17 protein-coding genes are annotated in these 22,068 nt (G+C 67.9%); 12 read left to right on the plus strand and 5 right to left on the minus strand.

The features are described from left to right. Positions 1-7 precede the first annotated feature (7 nt). The 6 genes from AC099J_RS21830 to AC099J_RS21855 all read left to right on the plus strand — a co-directional run bounded on the left by AC099J_RS21830 (position 8) and on the right by AC099J_RS21855 (position 9,655). A complete protein-coding gene (locus AC099J_RS21830) occupies positions 8-1,918 on the plus strand; it encodes a propionate--CoA ligase (protein WP_479617393.1) in 1,911 nt (636 codons plus the stop codon). Positions 1,919-2,138: 220 nt separating this feature from the next. Then, entirely contained in the window at positions 2,139-5,018 is a 2,880-nt protein-coding gene (locus tag AC099J_RS21835; RefSeq protein WP_479617394.1) for a 2-oxoglutarate dehydrogenase E1 component, read from the plus strand. 35 nt (positions 5,019-5,053) lie between these two features. Next, complete coding sequence (odhB, locus tag AC099J_RS21840) at positions 5,054-6,316, plus strand: 2-oxoglutarate dehydrogenase complex dihydrolipoyllysine-residue succinyltransferase (RefSeq protein ID WP_479617395.1); 1,263 nt, start codon at positions 5,054-5,056, stop codon at positions 6,314-6,316. A 63-nt stretch (positions 6,317-6,379) separates the two neighbouring features. After that, positions 6,380-7,819 carry a dihydrolipoyl dehydrogenase gene (gene lpdA, locus AC099J_RS21845; protein WP_479617396.1) on the plus strand — a complete coding sequence of 480 codons (1,440 nt, stop codon included), beginning with the start codon at positions 6,380-6,382 and terminating at the stop codon, positions 7,817-7,819. 13 nt (positions 7,820-7,832) lie between these two features. Beyond that, a complete protein-coding gene (gene zapE / locus AC099J_RS21850) occupies positions 7,833-8,942 on the plus strand; it encodes a cell division protein ZapE (RefSeq protein ID WP_479617397.1) in 1,110 nt (369 codons plus the stop codon). Further along, the gene (locus AC099J_RS21855) at positions 8,939-9,655 is read left to right on the plus strand and encodes a hypothetical protein (protein ID WP_479617398.1); all 717 of its coding nucleotides are present in this window, start codon (positions 8,939-8,941) and stop codon (positions 9,653-9,655) included. The genes zapE and AC099J_RS21855 overlap by 4 nt, the downstream gene beginning before the upstream one ends. Before the next feature lie 16 nt (positions 9,656-9,671). Here AC099J_RS21855 and AC099J_RS21860 read toward each other — a convergent pair whose 3' ends face one another. The 3 genes from AC099J_RS21860 to AC099J_RS21870 all read right to left on the minus strand — a co-directional run bounded on the left by AC099J_RS21860 (position 9,672) and on the right by AC099J_RS21870 (position 12,350). Beyond that, complete coding sequence (locus tag AC099J_RS21860) at positions 9,672-10,076, minus strand: RNA-binding protein (RefSeq protein ID WP_479617399.1); 405 nt, start codon at positions 10,074-10,076, stop codon at positions 9,672-9,674. Between the two features lie 106 nt (positions 10,077-10,182). Further along, positions 10,183-12,048: a M14 family metallopeptidase gene (locus AC099J_RS21865; protein WP_479617400.1), complete on the minus strand. Its 1,866-nt coding sequence runs from the start codon at positions 12,046-12,048 to the stop codon at positions 10,183-10,185. Between the two features lie 62 nt (positions 12,049-12,110). Continuing rightward, a complete protein-coding gene (locus tag AC099J_RS21870; protein ID WP_479617401.1) occupies positions 12,111-12,350 on the minus strand; it encodes a hypothetical protein in 240 nt (79 codons plus the stop codon). Positions 12,351-12,495: 145 nt separating this feature from the next. On the opposite strand from AC099J_RS21870, the gene AC099J_RS21875 reads away from it, so the two are divergent. The 4 genes from AC099J_RS21875 to flhC all read left to right on the plus strand — a co-directional run bounded on the left by AC099J_RS21875 (position 12,496) and on the right by flhC (position 15,087). Next, on the plus strand, positions 12,496-13,224 hold the full coding sequence (locus tag AC099J_RS21875; RefSeq protein ID WP_479617402.1) for a hypothetical protein: 729 nt from the start codon (positions 12,496-12,498) through the stop codon (positions 13,222-13,224). Positions 13,225-13,342: 118 nt separating this feature from the next. Next, positions 13,343-13,951, plus strand: a complete 609-nt coding sequence (locus AC099J_RS21880; protein WP_479617403.1) for a DUF2242 domain-containing protein — start codon at positions 13,343-13,345, stop codon at positions 13,949-13,951. 195 nt (positions 13,952-14,146) lie between these two features. Next, positions 14,147-14,473, plus strand: a complete 327-nt coding sequence (flhD, locus tag AC099J_RS21885) for a flagellar transcriptional regulator FlhD (RefSeq protein ID WP_479617404.1) — start codon at positions 14,147-14,149, stop codon at positions 14,471-14,473. Positions 14,474-14,541: 68 nt separating this feature from the next. Next, a complete protein-coding gene (gene flhC / locus AC099J_RS21890) occupies positions 14,542-15,087 on the plus strand; it encodes a flagellar transcriptional regulator FlhC (protein ID WP_479617405.1) in 546 nt (181 codons plus the stop codon). A 1,036-nt stretch (positions 15,088-16,123) separates the two neighbouring features. On the opposite strand, the gene AC099J_RS21895 is transcribed toward flhC, so the two are convergent. Beyond that, positions 16,124-16,819, minus strand: a complete 696-nt coding sequence (locus AC099J_RS21895; RefSeq protein WP_479617406.1) for a CBS domain-containing protein — start codon at positions 16,817-16,819, stop codon at positions 16,124-16,126. 87 nt (positions 16,820-16,906) lie between these two features. Between AC099J_RS21895 and AC099J_RS21900 the strand changes: the two genes are divergently transcribed. Continuing rightward, positions 16,907-19,300: a UvrD-helicase domain-containing protein gene (locus AC099J_RS21900; RefSeq protein ID WP_479617407.1), complete on the plus strand. Its 2,394-nt coding sequence runs from the start codon at positions 16,907-16,909 to the stop codon at positions 19,298-19,300. A gap of 58 nt (positions 19,301-19,358) precedes the next feature. Here AC099J_RS21900 and AC099J_RS21905 read toward each other — a convergent pair whose 3' ends face one another. After that, positions 19,359-20,171 (minus strand): DNA-binding transcriptional regulator, encoded by an 813-nt coding sequence (locus tag AC099J_RS21905; protein ID WP_479617408.1) that lies wholly within the window; start codon positions 20,169-20,171, stop codon positions 19,359-19,361. A 135-nt stretch (positions 20,172-20,306) separates the two neighbouring features. Here AC099J_RS21905 and mhpA point away from each other — a divergent pair, with 135 nt between their 5' ends. Continuing rightward, a complete protein-coding gene (mhpA, locus tag AC099J_RS21910; protein WP_479617409.1) occupies positions 20,307-22,064 on the plus strand; it encodes a bifunctional 3-(3-hydroxy-phenyl)propionate/3-hydroxycinnamic acid hydroxylase MhpA in 1,758 nt (585 codons plus the stop codon). The last annotated feature ends 4 nt before the right edge of the window (positions 22,065-22,068 follow it).

The raw sequence follows: 22,068 nt of genomic DNA on the forward strand, positions 1-22,068 counted from the left end.
AAAACCGATGTCCGACTACGCCCAATTCCACCGCCGCTCCATCGAGGACCGCGACGCCTTCTGGGCCGAGCAAGCCGGCTGGATCGACTGGCAGACGCAGCCCACCACGATCTGCGACAACAGCAACCCGCCATTTACACGCTGGTTCGCCGGCGGCACCACGAACCTGTGCCACAACGCGGTGGACCGCCACCTGGCCGCGCGCGCTGACCAGGCCGCGCTGGTGTTCGTGTCGACCGAGGTCGGCATCGAGACCACCTACAGCTTTGCCGAGCTGCATGCCGAGGTGCAGCGCATGGCCGCCATCCTGCAGTCGCTGGGCGTGGCCAAGGGCGACCGCGTGCAGATCTACATGCCCATGGTGCCGCAGGCCGTGTTCGCCATGCTGGCCTGCACGCGCATCGGCGCCATTCATTCCGTGGTGTTCGGTGGCTTCGCTTCGGGCTCGCTGGCCTCGCGCATCGAAGACGCCGAGCCCAAGGTGATCGTCAGCGCCGACGCCGGCTCGCGCGGCGGCAAGGTCATCCCCTACAAGCCGCTGCTGGACGAGGCGATCCGCCTCTCAAGCCACAAGCCTGCCGCCGTGCTGATGGTGGACCGGGGCCTCGCGCCCATGGTGCTGGTGGAAGGGCGCGACCACGACTACGCCGCGCTGCGCACGCAGCACCTGGGCACTGTCGTGCCCTGCGAATGGGTCGACGCCACACACACCAGCTACACGCTGTACACCAGCGGCACCACCGGCAAGCCCAAGGGCGTGCAGCGCGACACCGGCGGCTATGCAGTGGCGCTGGCGGCCAGCCTGCCGCACATCTTCATGGGCAAGCCCGGCGAGACCTTCTTTTGCACCAGCGACATCGGCTGGGTCGTGGGCCACAGCTACATCGTCTACGGCCCCCTGATCGGCGGCATGGCGACCATCCTGTATGAGGGCCTGCCCACTCGCGGGCTGGACGGCGAGGCCAACCCGGCGATCTGGTGGTCGTTGGTGGAGAAGTACAAGGTCTCGGTGATGTTCAGCGCGCCCACCGCCGTGCGCGTGCTCAAGAAGCAGGACCCGGCCGCGCTCAAGCAGCACGATGTCTCCAGCCTCAAGGCCTTGTTCCTGGCCGGCGAGCCGCTGGACGAGCCCACGGGCCGCTGGATCAGCGATGCGCTGGGCGTGCCCATCATCGACAACTACTGGCAGACCGAGACCGGCTGGCCGCTCATGACGGTGGCCAATGGCGTGGAGAAGAAGGCCAGCAAGTTCGGCAGCCCCGGCGTGCCCATGTACGGCTTCGACGTGCGGCTGCTCGACGAGGCCACGGGCCAGGAGCTGACCGAGCCCGGCCAGAAGGGCGTGGTCGTGGTGCAGGGGCCCACGCCGCCCGGCTTCATGCAGACCGTGTGGCGCGACGATGCGCGCTTCGTCAAGACCTACTGGCAGAGCATCCCCGGCCGCGAGGTCTACAGCACCTTCGACTGGGGCGTGCGCGATGCCGACGGCTACTTCTTCATCCTGGGGCGCACCGACGACGTGATCAACGTGGCCGGCCACCGGCTGGGCACGCGCGAGATCGAAGAGAGTATCTCCAGCCACCCCAACGTGGCCGAAGTCGCCGTGGTCGGCGTGGCCGATCAGCTCAAGGGCCAGGTCGCCATGGCCTTCGTGGTCGCCAAGGACACGAGCGGCCTGGCCGACGACGCGGCGCGGCTGCGTTTCGAGGGCGAGGTCATGAAGGTGGTCGACGGCCAGCTCGGCGCGCTGGCACGGCCCGCGCGGGTGCTGGTGGTCAATACGCTGCCCAAGACGCGCAGCGGCAAGCTGCTGCGCCGCGCGATCCAGGCTGTCTGCGAGCAGCGCGACACGGGCGACCTCACCACCATGGAAGACCCCGCCGCACTGCAGCAGATCCGTGAGCTGATGGCGCGCTGAACCGCCAGCGGTGAGATGCAGTCCGAGTCAACGCTCGGCACTGCGCCGCCAAATAACCCACACTTGCGCGGGTTTTCGATGTGATAATCCGCGCCGAACTCGGCCCTTCCCCAGCCACAGTCGCATCCGCCAACCGGTTCAGCCGTGTCGCGGAAGGTTAATCAAAACACCAGCCTTAACCAGCTAATGTTCCCTGCAGGGGAACGGAGGTCAGCGGAATATGAGTGACTCGACGTCGTCGGTCTACAGCGCCTATCTGGGCAACACTTATCTCTTCGGGGGCAACGCTCCCTATGTCGAAGAGCTCTACGAAAACTACCTGAGCAATCCGGGCAGCGTGCCCGACAACTGGCGCGAGTACTTCGACGCGCTGCAGCATGTGCCTGCCGTAGACGGCACCAACATGCGCGACGTGCCCCACCTGCCGGTGGTCAACGCCTTCGCCGAGCGCGCCAAGCAGGGCCAGACCAAGGTCGTGGTGGCCAGCGCCGATTCCGAGATGGGCCGCAAGCGCACGGCCGTGCAGCAGCTGATCGCCGCCTACCGCAATGTGGGCGCACGCTGGGCCGACCTGGACCCGCTCAAGCGCGACGTGCGCGACGACATCCCCGAGCTGGAACTGTCCTTCTACGGCTTCAGCGATTCGGACCAGGAAACCATCTTCAACACCAGCAACACGTTCTTCGGCAAGAACACCATGTCGCTGCGTGACCTGACCAACGCACTGCGCGAGACCTACTGCGGCACCATCGGCGCCGAGTACATGTACGCGACCGACCAGACCGAGAAGCGTTGGTGGCAGCAGCGTCTGGAGACCATCCGCAGCAAGCCGAATTTCGACGCACAGAAGAAGAAGGACATCCTCGACCGCCTGACCGCTGCCGAGGGCCTGGAGCGCTTCCTGCACACCAAGTACGTGGGCCAGAAGCGCTTCTCGCTGGAAGGCGGCGAAAGCTTCATCGCCTCCATGGACGAGCTGGTGCAACTGGCCGGCACGCGCGGCGTGCAAGAGGTCGTGATCGGCATGGCCCACCGCGGCCGCCTGAACGTGCTGGTCAACATCCTGGGCAAGATGCCCGCCGACCTGTTCGCCGAGTTCGACCACACCGCCCCCGAAGAGCTGACCTCTGGCGACGTGAAGTACCACCAGGGCTTCTCCAGTGACGTGGCGACCCCCGGCGGCCCGGTGCACCTGTCGCTGGCGTTCAACCCCTCGCACCTGGAGATCGTGAACCCGGTGGTCGAAGGCTCCGTCAAGGCCCGCCTGGACCGCCGTGGCGATACCGATGGCGACAGCGTGTTGCCCGTGCTGGTGCACGGTGACGCGGCCTTTGCCGGCCAGGGCGTCATCATGGAGACGCTGGCGCTGGCGCAAACGCGCGGCTACTACACCGGCGGCACGGTGCACATCGTCATCAACAACCAGATCGGCTTTACCACCAGCGACCCGCGCGACAGCCGCTCGACGCTGTACTGCACCGACGTCGTCAAGATGATCGAAGCGCCGGTGCTGCACGTGAACGGCGACGACCCGGAGGCCGTGGTGCTGTGCACGCAGCTGGCACTCGACTACCGCCAGGAGTTCAACAAGGACGTGGTGGTCGACATCGTCTGCTTCCGCAAGCTCGGCCACAACGAGCAGGACACGCCCAGCCTGACGCAGCCGCTCATGTACAAGAAGATCGCCCAGCACCCCGGCACGCGCAAGCTGTACGCCGACAAGCTGGCGACGCAGGGCTTGGGTGACACGCTGGGCGACGACATGGCCCGGGCCTTCCGCGCCGCCATGGACGCCGGCAAGCACACCGAAGAGATCACGATCAGCAACTTCAAGAGCAAGTACGCGGTCGATTGGGCGCCCTACCTGAACAAGCGCTGGACGGACGCAGCCGACACCGCGATTCCGCTGACCGAGTGGAAGCGTCTGTCCGAGCGCATCACCACGATCCCGGCCAGCGTCACCCCGCACCCGCTGGTCAAGAAGGTCTACGACGACCGCGCCGCCATGGGCCGTGGCGAGGTCAATGTCGATTGGGGCATGGGCGAGCACATGGCCTTCGCCTCGCTGGTGGCCAGCGGCTACCCGGTGCGTCTGTCCGGTGAAGATTGCGGCCGTGGCACGTTCAGCCACCGCCATTCGGTGATCCATGACCAGAACCGCGAGAAGTGGGACACCGGCACCTACACGCCGCTGCACCACGCGGCCGATGGCCAGGCACCCTTTGTCGTGATCGACTCCATCCTGTCCGAAGAGGCGGTGCTGGGTTTCGAATACGGCTACGCCTCCAACGACCCCAACACGCTGGTGATCTGGGAAGCCCAGTTCGGCGATTTCGTGAACGGCGCGCAGGTCGTGATCGACCAGTTCATCGCCTCGGGCGAAGTGAAATGGGGCCGCGTCAACGGCATCACGTTGATGCTGCCGCACGGCTACGAAGGCCAGGGCCCCGAGCACAGTTCGGCACGCCTGGAGCGCTTCATGCAGTTGTCGGCCGACACCAACATGCAGGTGGTGCAGCCCACCACGGCCAGCCAGATCTTCCACGTGCTGCGGCGCCAGCAGGTCCGCAACCTGCGCAAGCCGTTGATCATCATGACGCCGAAGTCGCTGCTGCGGAACAAGGACGCGACCTCGCCGCTGACCGAGTTCACCAAGGGCACGTTCCAGACGGTGATCCCGGACCAGAGCGAAGCGATCGCCAAGAACGCGGCCAAGGTGAAGCGCGTGATCGCCTGCTCCGGCAAGGTCTACTACGACCTGGCCAAGAAGCGCGAGGAGCGCGGCACGGACGACGTGGCCATCATCCGCGTCGAGCAGCTCTACCCGTTCCCGCACAAGGCGTTTGCCGCCGAGCTCAAGAAGTACCCGAGCCTGGTGGATGTGGTGTGGTGCCAAGACGAGCCGCAGAACCAGGGCGCCTGGTTCTTCGTGCAGCACTACATCCACGAGAACATGAGCGAAGGCCAGAAGCTGGGCTATTCCGGCCGCGCCGCTTCGGCCTCGCCAGCGGTGGGCTACGCCCATCTGCACCAGGAGCAGCAGAAGGCGCTGGTGGACGGCGCGTTCGCCAAGCTCAAGGGCTTCGTGCTGACCAAGTAATTCGTTGACTGAACAAAAAAACCGGAAGCAGAAAAATGGCGATCGTTGAAGTGAAGGTTCCGCAGCTGTCGGAATCGGTGGCAGAAGCCACCATGTTGCAGTGGAAGAAGAAGGCTGGTGATTCCGTGGCCATCGATGAGATCCTCATCGAGATCGAGACCGACAAGGTCGTGCTGGAAGTGCCGGCGCCCGCCGCCGGTGTGCTGGCCGAGATCGTGCAGGGCGACGGTGCCACCGTGATCGCCGAGCAGTTGATCGCCCGGATCGACACCGAAGGCAAGGCCGGTGCGGCAGCGCCTGCCGCTGCTCCGGCGGCCGCTGCCCCGGCACCGGCTGCCAGTGCACCGGCTCCCGCAGCCGGCGGCAGCAAGGGCGACGTGGCCATGCCGGCCGCGGCCAAGCTGCTGGCCGAGAACAACCTGACGGCCAGCGCCGTCGCCGGCACCGGCAAGGACGGTCGCGTGACCAAGGGCGACGCCCTGTCGGCAGTGGCGGCAGGCGCAGCCAAGCCCGCGCCCGCGCCCGTCGCCATACCGACCGGCGCACCCAAGAGCCTGCTGCCGCAGGTGGCCGCTCCCATGGCCCCCGATCTGGGCGACCGCCCCGAGCAGCGTGTGCCCATGAGCCGCCTGCGCGCCCGCGTGGCCGAGCGCCTCTTGCAGTCGCAGTCGACCAACGCCATCCTCACGACCTTCAACGAAGTGAACATGGCCCCGGTCATGGACATGCGCAAGAAGTTCCAGGATGTCTTCACCAAGGAACACGGCGTCAAGATCGGCTTCATGAGCTTCTTCGTGAAAGCGGCCGTCCATGCGCTCAAGAAGTACCCGGTGCTCAACGCCAGCGTGGACGGCAACGACATCGTCTACCACGGCTACTTCGACATCGGCATCGCGGTCGGTTCGCCGCGCGGCCTGGTGGTGCCCATCCTGCGCAATGCCGACCAGATGAGCTTTGCCGACATCGAGAAGAAGATTGCCGAGTATGGCAAGAAGGCCGGTGAGGGCAAGCTGGGCATCGAAGAGATGACCGGTGGCACCTTCTCGATCTCCAATGGCGGCACCTTCGGTTCGATGCTGTCCACGCCCATCATCAACCCGCCGCAGTCGGCCATCCTGGGCGTGCACGCCACCAAGGACCGCGCCGTCGTCGAGAACGGCCAGATCGTCATCCGCCCGATGAACTACCTGGCGATGAGCTATGACCACCGCATCATCGACGGCCGCGAAGCCGTGCTGGGCCTGGTGGCGATGAAGGAAGCGCTGGAAGATCCGTCGCGCCTTTTGTTCGACATCTGACCTTCGCCTTTCACGTCAACGCCCCGCAAGGGGCGTTGCACCATTGACTTCAGGAATTCCAACATGTCCCAACAATTCGACGTCATCGTGATCGGTGGCGGCCCCGGCGGCTACATCGCCGCCATCCGCGCGGCGCAACTCGGCTTCAACGTGGCCTGCATCGACGAGTGGAAGAACGGCAAGGGCGGCCCGGCGCCCGGCGGCACCTGCACCAACGTGGGCTGCATCCCGTCCAAGGCGCTGCTGCAGTCGTCCGAGCATTTCGAGCATGCCGGCAAGCACTTCGCCGACCACGGCATCGAGGTCAAGGGCCTGGGCCTGGACCTGGCCAAGATGGTGGCGCGCAAGGACAACGTCGTGAAGCAGAACAACGACGGCATCCTGTACCTGTTCAAGAAGAACAAGATCACCTTCTTCCACGGCCGCGGCTCGTTCGTGAAGGCCGCAGAAGGCGCCTATGAGATCAAGGTCGCCGGCGAGAAGGAAGAGTCCCTCACCGGCAAGCACATCATCGTGGCGACCGGTTCCAACGCGCGCGCACTGCCAGGCACGCCGTTCGATGAAGAGCTGGTGCTGTCCAACGACGGTGCGCTGCGCATGGGCGCCGTGCCCAAGAAGCTGGCTCTGATCGGCTCGGGCGTCATCGGCCTGGAAATGGGCTCCGTGTGGCGCCGCCTGGGGGCCGAGGTGACCATCCTCGAAGGCCTGCCGACCTTCCTGGGCGCGGTCGACGAGCAGATCGCCAAGGAAGCCAAGAAGGCCTTCGACAAGCAGGGCCTGAAGATCGAGCTGGGCGTGAAGGTCGGCGAGATCACGACCGGCAAGAAGGGCAAAGACGCGCAGGTCAGCATCGCCTACACCAACGCCAAGGGTGAAGCGCAGACGCTGGTCGCCGACAAGCTGATCGTCTCCATCGGCCGCGTGGCCAACACCATCGGCCTGAATGCCGAAGCCGTGGGCCTGAAGCTGGACGAGCGCGGCACCATCGTGGTGGATGACGACTGCAAGACCAGCCTGCCCAATGTCTGGGCGGTCGGTGACGTAGTGCGCGGCCCGATGCTGGCGCACAAGGCCGAGGAGGAAGGCGTGGCCGTGGCCGAGCGCATCGCTGGCCAGCATGGGCATGTGAACTTCAACACCATCCCCTGGGTGATCTACACCAGCCCCGAGATCGCGTGGGTCGGCCGCACCGAGCAGCAGTTGAAAGCCGATGGCGTGGCCTACAAGGCCGGCACCTTCCCGTTCCTCGCGAATGGCCGCGCGCGTGCACTGGGCGACACGACCGGCATGGTCAAGTTCCTGGCCGACGTCAAGACCGACGAGATTTTGGGCGTGCACATCGTGGGCCCCATGGCCAGCGAGCTGATCTCCGAGGCCGTGGTGGCCATGGAGTTCAAGGCCAGCGCCGAAGACATCGCCCGTATCTGCCACGCGCATCCGTCGCTGTCCGAGGCGACCAAGGAAGCCGCGCTGGCGGTGGACAAGCGCACGCTGAATTTCTGATGCCGGCCGCGCGATGACGGAGCACGGCCCGGTCCGTGCCGCCTACGAGGTGGAACTGGTGGCGCGCGGCTACCAGAGCGATCCCGCGCAACTGCGCGCGGTGGTCGCGCTGGAGCGCTGCGCCGCCGAGTGGGCGGCCTACAAGAGCAAGCGCTCCAACGCACTGAAGAAGCTGATCAACCGCATGCCCGTGCCCAAGGGCGTGTACATGTACGGCGGGGTGGGGCGCGGCAAGAGCTTCCTGATGGATTGCTTCTACAACGCCGTGCCGATCAAGCGCAAGACGCGGCTGCACTTCCACGAGTTCATGCGCGAAGTGCACCGCGAGCTGGTCGACCTGCAGGGCACGGTGAACCCGCTGGACGAATTGGGCCGGCGCATGTCCAAGCGCTACAAGCTGATCTGCTTCGACGAGTTCCACGTGGCCGACATCACGGACGCGATGATCCTGCACCGGCTGCTGCAGGCGCTGTTCGACAACGACGTCGGCTTCGTGACGACCTCCAACTTCATGCCCGACGGCCTGTACCCCGACGGGCTGCACCGTGACCGCATCCTGCCGGCCATCGCGTTGCTCAATGCCGGCATGGAGGTGGTCAACGTGGACAACGGCACCGACTACCGGCGCCGCACGATGGAGCAGGTCAAGCTCTACCACACGCCCCTGGGACCCGAGGCCGACGCGCTGATGACCGAGGCCTTCAATCGCCTGGCCGAGACCGCCGACGAAGACCCGGTGTTGCACATCGAGTCGCGCGAGATCCGCGCGCGGCGCAAGGCTGGCGGCGTGGTGTGGTTCGACTTCCGCACCCTATGCGGCGGCCCGCGTTCGCAGAACGATTACCTGGAGCTGGCCACGCAGTTCCACACGGTGCTGCTGTCCGATGTGCCGGCCATGCCGGTGCGCATGGCCTCCGAGGCGCGGCGCTTCACCTGGCTGATCGATGTGCTGTACGACCGGCGCGTCAAGCTGATCATGTCGGCCGCCGCGTTGCCCGAAGATCTGTACACCGAAGGCCCTTTGGCGCACGAGTTTCCGCGGACGGCGTCACGCTTGAACGAAATGCAATCGGCCGAATTCATGGCGCTGGAGCGCCGCACCGTGGACACGGGTCTCACATGAGCGACGCGCCGGGCCGCCATAGACCAGCGCGCACCGCAGGTGCAGCCGCAGCTGCGGCAGGGGGGCTTCGCCCGCTGCTCTGCTGCGCGCCGCTGCTGCTGGCCTGCATCGGCGCTTGGGCGCAAACGCAAGGCGCAGCGCCTAGCACGTTGGATGCTGAGCGTGCGCGCATCACCACGGAGCGCGCACGCGCCGACCAGCGCTATGCCGCCGAGGAAATCGCCTGCCAGAAGCGCTTCGCGGTGACCGATTGCGTGGAGAAGGCACGCGCAGCGCAGCGTGCGGTGCACGCCGACCTGCAGCGCCAGGAGGTGTTGCTGAACGACGCGGAGCGCCGCCGCAAGGCAGGTGAGCAGCAGAAGCGGCTGGACGAGAAGCAACGCGAACGCGCGGCCGACGCGGCAAGCCGTACCACGCGCGCGCCTCAGGCCCCCGGCTCCGCGCCGTCGCCCAGTGGTCGCTTGCCCAGTGCGCCCAAGCCAGCCGCGTCCCACGCACAGCAGATCGCCGAGCACGAAGCCAGGATGCGCGGCAAACGTGCGGCGCATCAAGAGGAAGAAGCGAAGCGCGCCGAGATGGCCGCGCAGGCAGCAGGGGAAGAACGCCGCTACACCGAGCGGCAACGTGACGCGGCCGAATACAAGGCCCGTGTCCTGCAGCGCAACGCCGATAAGGGCGCAAAAAAGGCTGCACCACTGCCCACGCCGCCCTGAACGGCGGCAACTGGCGTCAGACGAGGTCTTCGATCACCAGCATGCGGTACTTTTCCGCAAACGCGATCGACGAGCCGCGCGCGATCTTCATGACCGCCTCGGTGTCGTCGGCACTCGGCGCATGCACCAACAGCGCCCAGTGGCCCTTGGCTGCCAGATCGGCGTACTTGCGGACGGTGTCGGCCTCGGTGCCGGCAGAGGGCAGCGGGATATCTGCGCTGCCCACGGTGCGCACCACCTTCTGCAGCGTGGTCTGAGGGTCGAGGAGGAACACCGGCTTCTCGCTCAGTGACGCCTGTTCAATGGCTCCGCCGACGCGCCGGGCGTCGGCCTCCTGCGCGAACATCGCGAACACATAGCCGGTCGGATAAAAGACGCCGGCCATGGTCAGCATGTCAGGGTCGAGTTCGAAGGCTTGCATGGGAAACTCCTTGTTGTTTCCTGCATTGCAATCCAACGGTGCGCGCGGCGCTGTCGGTGCCCGGGGCCGCGCGGCGTAGGACAGCTGTCGTTCCTACGCGGCGCGCTCAAAGACCGGCCGGCGCGGGCAGCGGTTCCATTCGCATGGTGGGCTCTCCCATCACGCGGGCCTGGCTCTGCAGCACGTCCTGTACGCGGTTGGCGAAGAAGCTGTTCTGCGTGTCCGGCTCCAAAGCAGCGACGACCAGGTTGGCCAAGGGCTGACCCAGCGGCACGTAGAAGCTGCCCATCGGCGTGTCCAGCACGCCACGCACCGTGTCCACCTGCACGCGCACGACGGAGGTGGCGTCGGCAATGCTGCCGCGCACATCGGCTCGGGCGCCGCTGCTGCGTGCCGTCTCGCGGTAGGACTCGCCCAGCACGGCGCCGGGCTCGGCCACGCGCAGCACTTGTACGCCCAACAGTTGCAGCCGGTCCACCGCCATCGTCGAGGCGGCCGACAGCCAGTAGCCGCATGGCCGCGCACGCGCCTTGACGGTGCGCAGCTGCAGCGCGGAATTCCAGTCCACGTCGACGTCGCGGTCCTGGCCCGTGGTGGGGTCGAGCATGGTCAACGCGCGGCGCTGCGGCGTCGGCCCGGCCTCGGTCACCACCTCGCCACGGCAGGCGTTGCCGGCGGCTTCGCGGTCCATGTAGGAGCGCAGCTTGATCAGGTCGTCCGCGCGTTGCGAGGTGCTTTGCAGCACGCTGGTGACCGCCGCCACCTGGGTGTGCACGCGGCGCTGAATGTGCAGCCGGCCGATGCCCACGCCGCGTGTCTCGATCAGCAGGCTGACGGCATTGCGCAAGCCGTTCACGTTGCGGCCGGTGTCGGGCTGGGTGCCACCCATCGAGACGCGCAGGTCCTGCGGATCGGTGGAGGTGGTGTAGTACCACTCACTCGTCAGCTGCTGGCGTTGCAAGGCCGTGACCAGGGGCTTGCGGAACCATTCCTCCGAGGCGCGCGGCATGAACTCGGACAGGTTGGCCGTCGTCGCGTACTGCAGCAGCGCGTCGAACTTCTGGATGGCGCCGAACTTCTCGAGGAAGCGGCCGACCACCGTGTACTCGTGCGCATCGACCGCCACGATCGGCTGGTAGTCACGGTGCAGCCGCGCCAGCGCCCGGGCTTCCGGCGTGCGCAGCAGCAGGTGGTCACGGTTCATGTCGATGCCGCCTGCGGTCACGCGCTTGCCGGTGGCGGCGCCGTCGGGGTTGGCGCGCGGCAGCACGATCACGTTCATGCGGTCCAGCAGCGGCTCCAGCAGGCCCTGGGCCAGCTCGCGTGCGACGACCAGCAGCGCCTCGGCCGGGGCCGGTTCGTCGCCGTGTTGCTGGCCCACCAGCAGCACCGTGGGCCGGTTGGACGCCAGCAGGCTGGCCGGGTCAGTGCCTTGCGCGCGCGTGAGCACCAGCGCCTCCAGCGGCACACCGCTCTGTGACTGTCCCAGGTTCAGCACGCTGGCCCGCGTTGCCTTGCCGCCGCCTGCAGTCGCCGCCAGGTCACGCAGCCAGCGGGAGATCTCGGCGTCGCTGCTGAAGGTGTCGCGCCCTGGGGCCAGCCCAGGCGTGCTGTAGGCGATGGCGGGGTCGGGGAAGCGCGCCGCCACCTCGGGGCCGTAAGGCGGTGCCACGGCGGCCGGGGCCGATGCGGCCTCGGCCGGGGCTGGCGCTCCGGCGCCCTGTGGCGGGACCGGCATGACCACCACCGGTGACGATGGCGTTCCAGCGGGCGGCGGCGCTGTCTGCGCCGCCGTGCCCAGGTCGACCACGGGGGGCGCCGTGGACGTGGCCACCGGTGCACCGCCCGTGCTGGGCCATGGGGGCAGGGGGGTGGAACTGCAGGCGGCGAGCAGGGCCAGCGCCAATGGCGCCAGCAGGTGCGGCCAGCGCGCGCGCCGGGTGGTGTGGAGAGGGTGAGGGCGAGAGTCCATCGGTGGAGGCGGCGCAGGGCCGGAAGTCGTGGAGGCAGCGGGGCGGCGGCGGCGCGCCGCGTTCAGTACTGGCTTTGGCTGGGGGGATTGAGCACGGCCATCAGCGTCTCCGCGGTGACCTCGAACGAGAGCATCTTGCGTTCGGTGCCCTCGACGGAAGCCAGCAGATCACGTGTGGAGTCCAGTTCATGCCGCAGCCCCTTGATCGCATCCAGGTCACCCCGGTGGGGCGCCAGCAGCAGTTTCACGGCGGCCAACAGGGCCAGCTGTGAGCCCGCAGAGTCGTCTTCGGTGTGTGGCATGTTCCGCTCCGTGCGCAGCTTGTGGAAGTGCGCAGTATGCACGCACGGGTGACCTGGGCAGGTCGGCCATGGCGCCGATTGCACGGCACCCGTGCGGGCACAATGCGCCGTCCTGCGCGGTCGGCTCCGCGCACCCCGCACGCCCATGTCCACCACCTCCATCACGCGCCTGCACACCCGTCGCCTGCGCGCGGTCTACCGCTCGGCCGGCTGGCCCTGGCAGGACATGGTGGAGATCGAGCTGCTGGCCTGCGGCCTGCTCGAACGGGTGGCCGATGGGAGTGCTCAGGGCACCGTGCGGCTGACGCAGGCCGGCATCGACGCGCTGGCGCAGAACTTCATGCAGAACCAGCGCGCCCGCTCGGCCCACGAGTCGCTGGTCGACCTGGTCGCCCGCGAGATGGGCCGCTGCGGTCGTCTGGTCTGGCGCGGCCTGGCGTTGCGCGCACCGCTGGCGCCGCTCCAGCCTGGTGGCGCAGCCCGCTGGTGCATGGCCCGCCCCGATGTTTTTTCCATCCGCAACACCTCGGTGGCCCGCTACGTGGAACCGGTGGTGCACGAGATCAAGGTCAGCCGGGCCGACCTGCTGGGCGACCTGCGCCTGCCCGACAAGCGCGCCGCCTACCTCGCGCTGGGTGGCCTGTGCTGGTACGTGCTGGGCACGGACGCCCGTGGCCGCGCCATTGGCGACGCCGACGACGTGCCGCCGCAGTGCGGCGTGATGGCCGTGCAGGCCGGCGCGCTGGTGGTGCTGCGCCACGCGCCCAGCCGCGAGATGGCAGAGCTGCCGTTCCACGTGTGGATGGCGTTGGCGCGCGCCACCCCCTGCGCCGGGCTGGACGACGACGCCCAGCAGGCCCTGCAGGCTGGTTGATGGCGCTGCGCCCTTTCCGGCCCCTGGTCGTGGCATGACCTTGCATCTGCGCCAGGAATCGTCCAGAGGGCCGCGCAGGCTTGGCCTAAACTTCGCCGCTTGCCCGCTGCCGTACGGTATGAACTGGACCCTTCCCCTCACCACCCCCGGTCTGCTGGCAGCCACGATGCTGCTGGCGGGCTGCCAGATGCCGCGCGCGCCGCTGGCACCGCAGGAGCAGTTCGCCTCCAGCACCACCTATTCGCGCACCTTCGGCGCGGCCCCGGCCGAGACCTGCGAGGCCGCGCGCCGCGCACTGCTGAGCCAGGGCTACGTGATCAACACCGCGACGAAGGATCTGGTCCACGGCCGCAAGAACTTCCAGCCCGGGCCCGAGACGCACGTGGAAATGGAAATCCGCGTCGTCTGCGCACCCGAAACGCGCAGCGGCAAGAGCACGCTGGGCTTCGTCACGGCGCAGCAGGACCGCTTCGCGCTGAAGAAGAGCAACACTGCGGCCAGCCTGGGCGTGGGCGCTGTCGGCACGCTGTCGCTGCCCTTCAGCGCCAGTGACGACTCGTTGGTCCGCGTGGGCAGCGAGACCATTGCGTCGGAAGACTTCTACGAGCGGCTGTTCATCCTGATCCACCGCTTCCTGCTGGACGAGGACGAAGAGGAGAACCAGCAGGACGGCGGTGGCCGTGCGCTGGAGCCCACGCACGGCGTGCCGCCCGTGGCACCGGCCTGAAACGCAGGCCGAGACGCCGTCGGCGTGTAGGGCAAATGCCTACACAGCCGGCGCGCGAAAGAGACGCGGCGTCCATCCGTCCCCCGACTCAACGCCGATTGGGCGGCAATCACAATTCATTTCAACGGATCAGGGCGGAGTGCAGCGGTTAACGCAGCAACCGACGAACCGGGGAAGTGATGAAGGAGAGCAGCCATGAACACCGAACAGATGATCGCGGAGATTCGCGAAGCCAACTTGACCTACCTGATGCTGGCCCAGGGCCTGATCCGTCAGGACAAGGCTGCGGCCTTGTTCCGGCTGGGTATCCACGAGGAAGCAGCCGACATCCTCGGCGCGCTCTCGGCAGCGCAGATCTTGAAGCTGGCCTCCAGCAGCATGCTGCTGTGCCACTTCCGCGTGGACGACAACCTGGTCTGGAACCTGTTGACCAACCATGACGTGAAGAAGGTCGGCAACGGGGCCACCAACAAGCTGCACGCCAACATCCTGATGGCCGGCCGCGTGGCTGAAGTGATCTAGAAGAACAAGCCCCCGGCTGCGCGCCGCGCAGCCCAGTGTCCAGACGAGACGAGATCCAGGAGAGAAACATGGCCGCCGCTTCCACCAAGAGTGTTCTGAACGATTCGCGCCAGATCGAGCGCGCTGCGATGCTGATCCAGATGGGCGCACGCATGCAGGTGCTGGAGGCCGAGACCGAGCTCTCCTATGAGCGGCTGCTGCGCCTGTACAAGGAAGTGGCGGGCAAGTCGCCCTCCAAGGGCCAGCTGCCGTTCTCCACCGACTGGTTCCTGTCCTGGCAGGAGAACATCCACTCCTCGCTGTTCCTGAACATCTACGAGTATTTGTCCAAGAGCGTCGACATGGACCCGATCGACACGCTGACCAAGGCCTTCAGGCTGTACCTGGAGCAGGTGGAGGCGGCAGAGATCGACCCCCTGCTGTCGTTCACGCGGGCCTGGCGCCTGGTGAAGTTCGTCGACGCCAACATGCTCAACATGACCGCCTGCAGCAACTGCGGCGGCAAGTTCGTCTCCGAGCTGTACGAGAACCCGCGCACCTATGTATGCGGCCTGTGCAACCCGCCGGCACGCGCGGGCAAATGCAAGGGCGAGCGCTCGCTGATGCTGCAGTAGGCGCAGGCCGTCGGCCTTGCGCTTTCAGGGCCGGGCTTTCAAGGTCTCGGCGCTGGTGCTTCGCGGAGTGCTGGGATCGCCGCTTGTGCCGCTTGTGCCGTTTGTGCCGGGTGGTCCGGGTGGTCCGGGTTTGCCGGTTGTGCTCGGGGGCCGCCCGGCATGGGGCACCCCCAGGGCCGGCCCGGCTCAGCGCCCCTCGCCCAGGGGCTCGGGGTCCCCTGCGGTGCTCGCGGCATGGGCGCATTGCACAACTCGCACCACTCACTGCGTTCGTTCACCTCGAACAGGTGCAATGAGTCAGTTCACGAAGCGTGCTTCGCCGCCGCCCATGCCACTGCGCTCCTCGGCGCATCTGCAGGGCCGGCCCTGGGGGCACCCCATGCCGGGCTCGGTGCGGCTGACTCCGATGCGCGGTGCTCGCTCATAGTCCCGAGAGAGAGGCCCCTGGTAACTGGGGAGGTAGTCCCGAGAGAGAGAGGCCGCTGGTGACTGGAGAGAGAGGCCGGCAGTAGTCCGGAGAACGCGCCCGCGTCACGCGAGCCTGTCCCCCGGGCAGCGCTTCAGCCACCAACCACGTAGCCCGGCCTGGGGTGGCCGCCGTGGCCAACCTGTGGCCGCGCCGAGGAGCGCAGGACTGCGGGCGGCGGCGAAGCACGCTTCAATGACTGACTCATTGCACCTGTTCGAGGTGAACGAACGAAGTGAGTGGTGCGAGTTGTGCAATGCGCCCGCAGGCCGAGCACCGCAGGCTGCCCGAGCCCCTGGGCGAGGGACGCGTCCACCGGGCGGCCACGGCGGGCACCCCAGGCCGGGCGGCCCGACACACGCCGAGCGGCCCGACCCAGCCCGGGCGCCCCGACCCACGCCGGGCGGCCCGACCCAGGCCGAGCGGCCCGACCCAGGCCGAGCGGCCCGACCAAGCCGGGCGGCCCTACCCAGGCTGAGCGCCCCGACTAGGCCGAGCGGCCCCACCCAGGCCGATCACCACGCCACGGACAGCACCCTTCGATCGCCGAACCCTCGACAGCCCTGGCTTTCAGGACCACAGATCCAGCGGCGGGTCGTGCGCCACGGCGCGCACGATGTCGCCGCGCGAGACGAAGCCCGTCACCAGCCCGCCCTCGTCGACCACCGGCAGGCCCGGCAGACCGCTGTCGGTCAGCACCGCGGCGACGCGGCGGATGTCGGTGTCCGGCGTGGCGCTGGGCACGGGCGTCCACATCAGATCGCCGATCGGCTGCGCCATCAGTGCGCGCCAGGCCTCGGCGTCCGGCTCTGCCGTGGGCAGGCGATCGGGCCGCAGCAACTCGCTTTGCAACAGCAGCCCCACCAACATGCCCGACGCGCTGACCACCGGCACCTGACCATAGCCGTGGTAGGCCAGCAGCCGCCAGGCCTCGCGCATGGGGGTGTCGTGCGTCAGCGTCAGCGCGGGCTGCGTCATGATTTCTTCTACACGGGTCAGCGGCGGGCGCTGGGTTTCGCGCGGCTGGCTTTGCGCGTAAGCGGCCAGCGCGTTGCGCCGGGCCACCGGGCTGCCGACGGCCGCGCCCGCAACCGCCATGGGGGCCGGGCCTGGCAGCAGCGGATCGGCCGAGACGCGTTCTGGCAGCGTGCTTTCGTTCGCATCGAGCCGGCGCACGCGTGAGGCGGCGTTGACGCGTTCGATCTGGCGCAGTTGTTCGGCCGATCCGACGAACTGGCGTCCGCTGACGCCGTAGACAGAAAACATGGGGGCCTCCAGGCTGGGGCGTTGCTGCGCAAAGTACCACAGCGCGCCTTGCCCCGCGCGGGCCGGGGCCGCTTCCTACAATGGCGAATGCCTTCTCTCTTTCCCCCGGCCGACGGCGCTTCGCCGCTGCTGCGCCAGCTCAACCCCGAACAACTGGCCGCCGTCACGCTGCCCGACGCGCACGCGCTGATCCTGGCCGGCGCAGGTTCGGGCAAGACGCGCGTGCTGACCACCCGCATCGCCTGGCTGCTGTCCACCGGGCAGGTGGCGCCCGGCGGCATCCTGGCCGTGACCTTCACCAACAAGGCCGCCAAGGAGATGATGACCCGGCTGTCCGCCATGCTGCCGGTCAATGTGCGCGGCATGTGGATCGGCACCTTCCATGGCCTGTGCAACCGCTTCCTGCGCGCGCACTACAAGCTGGCCAACCTGCCGCAGAGCTTTCAGATCCTGGACACGCAGGACCAGCTCTCGGCCATCAAGCGGCTGATGAAGCAGTTCAACGTGGACGACGAGCGCTTTCCCGCCAAGCAGACCCAGTGGTACATCAGCGGCAACAAGGAAGAGGGCCTGCGCCCGCACAATCTCAGCGCGCGCGATGAAGAAACCCGCAAGAAGATCGAGCTCTACCAGCTCTACGAAGAGCAGTGCCAGCGCGAGGGCGTGGTCGACTTCGGCGAGCTGATGCTGCGCAGCTATGAGCTGCTGCGTGACAACGATCCGGTGCGCGAGCACTACCAGCGGCGCTTTCGCCACCTGATGATCGACGAGTTCCAGGACACCAACACGCTGCAGTACGCGTGGATCAAGATGCTGGCCGGCAAGAGCGAAGTGGATGCCGGCCGCGAGCCCCATGCCGGCAGCGTGCTGGCCGTGGGCGACGACGACCAGAGCATCTACGCCTTTCGCGGCGCGCGCGTGGGCAACATGGCCGACTTCGTGCGCGAGTTCGGCGTCGAGCACCAGATCAAGCTGGAGCAGAACTACCGCAGCTTCAGCAACATCCTCGATTCGGCCAACGCGCTGATCGGGCACAACAGCAAGCGCCTGGGCAAGAACCTGCGCACGGACCAGGGCCCGGGCGAGCCAGTGCGCGTGGTCGAGCAGACCAGCGACTTCGCCGAGGCGCAGTGGATGGTGGAGGAGATCCGCCAGCTGGTGCGCGACGACACCGAGAGGAAAGAGATCGCCGTGCTCTACCGCAGCAATGCGCAGAGCCGCGTGATCGAGACCGCGCTGTTCAATGCCGGCGTGCCCTACCGCGTCTATGGCGGGCTGCGCTTCTTCGAGCGGGCCGAGGTCAAGCATGCGCTGTCGTACCTGCGGCTGCTGGAGAACCCGAACGACGACACCAGCTTCCTGCGCGTGGTGAACTTCCCGCCGCGCGGCATTGGCGCGCGCAGCATCGAGCAGCTGCAGGATGCAGCGCGCAGCGCCGGCTGTTCGCTGCACGACGCCGTCAGCGCCATGACCGGCAAGGCCGGCAGCAACCTGGGCGCCTTCGTCGCCCGCATCGACGTGCTGCGCGAGCAGACCCAGGGCCTCACCCTGCGCGAGATCATCGAACAGATGCTGGAGGCCAGCGGCCTCATCGCGCACTACAAGGCCGACCGCGAAGGCGAAGACCGTGTGGAAAACCTGGAGGAGCTGGTCAACGCGGCGGAGAGCTTCGTCACGCAGGAGGGCTTCGGCCGCGATGCCGTGGCGCTGCCCATCGATGAGCACGGCGCGGGCCTGTCGCAGTCGCCGGCCAGCCAGGGCCTGGACCCGTCACGGCCGGCCGCAGAGACCGGCGAGACCATCGGCGGCATCGTGGCCGACACCGGCGAGACGCTGTCGCCACTGGCCGCATTCCTGACCCACGCCGCGCTGGAGGCGGGCGACAACCAGGCCAAGGCCGGGCAGGACGCCGTGCAGCTGATGACCGTGCACTCGGCCAAGGGGCTGGAGTTCGACTGCGTGTTCATCGGCGGCATGGAGGAGGGCCTGTTCCCGCACGAGAACAGCATGACCGACCGCGACGGCCTGGAGGAAGAGCGCCGGCTGATGTATGTGGCGATCACCCGCGCGCGCAAGCGGCTGTACCTGAGCTTTTCGCAGACGCGCATGCTGCACGGGCAGACGCGCTTCAACGTGCGCAGCCGGTTTTTCGAAGAGCTGCCGGAGGGCGCGCTCAAATGGATCACGCCACGCCAGGGCGGCTTCGGTTCGGGCTGGAACGCGCAGCGTGGCGCCGGGCGGCCCGGGCCGTTCGGCATCGAGGCCGGCAACTTCCCCACGGCCGCGCCGCTGCCCCCGCGCAAGGCCGAGCCGGCGCATGGGGTGCGCGTCGGCATGAAGGTGTTCCACACGAAGTTCGGCGAGGGCACGGTCAGGCTGCTGGAAGGCGCGGGCGCCGATGCGCGTGCGCAGATCGACTTTCCGCGCCACGGCGTCAAGTGGCTGGCGCTGGCGGTGGCCAAGCTGACGCCGGTACCCTGATTCACCCGCCCGGCCGCCGGCCCAGGCACCGGGCGCAACGGGGGGCCGGGAACCCGACCTACGCTTCGACCCAGCGCCGGCTTTCCTTTCCGATGGTCTCGGCCAGCCGCTGCAGGGCGGGCAGGTAGCGCTCGCGCAGTTCGCGCGGCCGGATCGCCGACTTGGGGAACACCATGTTCAGCGCCGCCAGCAGGCGCGGGCCGGCGAACACCGGCACCGCAATGGCGGCAAAGTCGGCCTCGCGTCGCCACTCGCCCTCGTTCAGCGAATAGCCGCGCCGCTGCGTCTCGCGCAGCAGCCGGTCGACCATGGCCTGGTCGCGCGCCTGCTCGCCGATCCAGTCGGTCCGCAGGCGCATCAGCTCCAGCAACCCTTCGCGCTCGACTTCATCGCAGGCACCCAGGTAGGCGCGGCCGATCGCGGTGACCAGCATCGGCAGCCGCTCGCCGATCATGGCGCGGTGCTGTGACAGCGCGCTCCAGCGGTGCGTGGACTCGCGCACCACCATGAACCCGGCCTCGGCTGTCGCCAGGTCGCAGGGCCACATCAGTTCGCGCGCGGCCGCCTGCATGGTCGGCGTGGCGACCTTGCCGACCCAGGCTTCGTCCTCGAAGCCCTCGCTCAGGCTGCGCACCTCGAAGGTCAGGTTGTACTGGCCATCGCGGTCGCCGGGCCGCACCAGGCCCTGATGGCGCAGCGTCTCCAGCAGGCGCTTGGTGGTGGTGCGGTCGAGCGCGCACAGCCGCGCCAGCTCACTGGTCGAGCCGATGCCGCCGGGCAGCCGGTTCAGCGCGCGCAGCACATCCAGCCCGCGCGTCAGGCCGCGCACCTCCTTGTAGGGCGGGGATTCCGATAGGTCGCGGGAGTGCATGGGCGCTCGCTTCACTGGGGTTAACCCTGGGGCGTCCGTGCACCAGGTGCACAGTGTTTACCACATGGAGCAGCGTCAACAGAATTCGTCCCTGTCAGAGCGCTGACGCCCCACCACAGACCCAACGGAGACAACATGGCTTCCACAACACAGCAACACACAGGCCACGACGCGGACGTCGTCATCATCGGCGCCGGCCCCGTCGGGCTGACCATCGCCAACACCCTCGGCCTGGCCGGCGTCAAGGCGCTGGTGGTCGAGCGGCTGCCGCAGATCATCGACTACCCGCGCGCCATCGGCATCGACGACGAATCGCTGCGCACGCTGCAGGCCATCGGCCTCACGGACCTGGTGCAGGCCCACATCACGCCCGACCACTGGATGCGCTTCCTCACGGCCGACGGGCGCTGCTTTGCCAGCATCGAGCCGCGCACCGACGAGTTCGGCTGGTCGCGCCGCAATGCCTTCATCCAGCCGCAGGTCGACGCCATCCTGTACGAGGGGCTGCAGCGCTTCCCGCATGTCGAGGCCCGGCTCGGCCAGGAGCTGACCGCCATTGCGCAGGATGCGGGCGGTGTCTCCATGACGTTCAAGACCGAAGCCGGTGCCGAGAGCCAGGTGCGCGCCCGCTACGTGGTGGCGGCAGATGGTGGCAACAGCTTTGTGCGGCGCGCGATGGGTGTGGCCTTCGAGGGCCGCACCAAGCCCAACCAGTGGATCGTGGTGGACGTGCGCAACGACCCGCTCGGCACGCCGCACATCGACATGTGCTGCGACCCCGCTCGCCCCTATGTGTCCGGCGCGCTGCCGCACGGCATCCGCCGCTTCGAGTTCATGGTGATGCCGGGCGAGACCGAGGAAGAACTGTCCAAGCCCGAAAACATGGCCAAGCTGATGGCCAAGGTGGTGCCGCACCCCGACAAGCTGGACTACATCCGCAAGCGCGTCTACACCCACAACGCGCGCCTGGCCAGCACCTTCCGCGTGGGCCGCGTGCTGCTGGCTGGCGACGCCGCGCACATCATGCCGGTGTGGCAGGGCCAGGGCTACAACAGCGGCATGCGCGACGCCAGCAACCTGGCCTGGAAGCTGGCCCTGGTGGCGCAAGGCAAGTGCGGCGACGCGATGCTGGACAGCTACACCGACGAGCGCCGCGCCCATGCGCGTTCGATGATCCACCTGTCCGAAGTGGCCGGCGACATCTTCGCGCCCGAGAGCGTCACCGCCGCCAAGATCCGCGACCGGCTGATGCTGGCGCTGAACGCGGTGCCTCCCGTCAAGGCCTACTTCACCGAGATGCGCTTCAAGCCCATGCCGCGCTACGAGAAGGGCGTGGTGGTGCTGCCCGATCGGTCGGAGGCGCGCACGGCCTTCGGCGGCCTGCTCGACCGCTCCGGCGACACCCCGCTGGGCCGCCTGGTCGGCCTGATGGCCGAGAAGAAAGAGTCGCTCTTCGGCCGCTTGATCAACGGCCTGGAGGCACCGCTCAAGACGCCGGTCGGCCGCATGTTCATCCAGCCGCGCGTGACGCAGGCCGACGGCAACGCCGTGCGCCTGGACGAGACCATCGGCTTCAACTTCGCCGTCATCGCCTGGGGCACCGACCCCACCTATGGCATGAGCCCGGCCGTGCGCGCTTTCTGGGAACGCATGGGCACGCGCTTCATCAAGGTCAAGCCGCTGGTGCAGATGGCGCATCCGGACGAAGCCGGCCCCGGTGTCACCACGCTGGGCGACACGCAGGGCCGCATCAAGGACTGGTTCACCGGCCAGAACGGCTCGATCGTGATCGTGCGGCCCGACCGCTTCGTCGCCGCGATGACTTCGCCGCACGAGATCGATGCGACCACGGCCAAGCTGGCGGCACTGCTCGCCGCCCCGCTGGAGGCATGACGTG

The organism is Rhodoferax sp. RT4P68 (assembly GCF_056521305.1).